General features: G+C 70.7%; 1 protein-coding gene. It reads left to right on the top strand.

What is annotated here, in order from left to right; genetic code table 11:
• The coding region (locus tag C471_RS17410) for a hypothetical protein (protein WP_004048154.1) at positions 1–259 on the top strand (259 nt) is incomplete at both ends.

Genomic DNA, 259 nt, shown 5'->3' with positions numbered 1-259 from the left:
CCGGACCGGGTCGAACCCGCCGCCGGCGGGCTCAGTGGCGACCCGCCGGGCGACGCGACCGTCCTCTGGAACGGCGACGACGCCACGCTGGACGACTGGCAGAAGCCGGACGGGTCCGAGCCGGACTGGGTCGAGACCGCTGACTACTTCGAGGTGAACTCGAACGTCAACGGGAACGTCCAGCCCCAGGAATCGCTGGGCGACGTCCACCTTCACCTGGAGTGGCGCGCGCCAGAGGACCTCGACGGGATCGCCAACG

Source organism: Halorubrum saccharovorum DSM 1137, assembly GCF_000337915.1.
Lineage (GTDB): Archaea > Halobacteriota > Halobacteria > Halobacteriales > Haloferacaceae > Halorubrum > Halorubrum saccharovorum.
The sequence above is the reverse complement of the archived record's forward strand: the minus strand, read 5'-3'. Positions and strand labels throughout refer to the sequence as shown.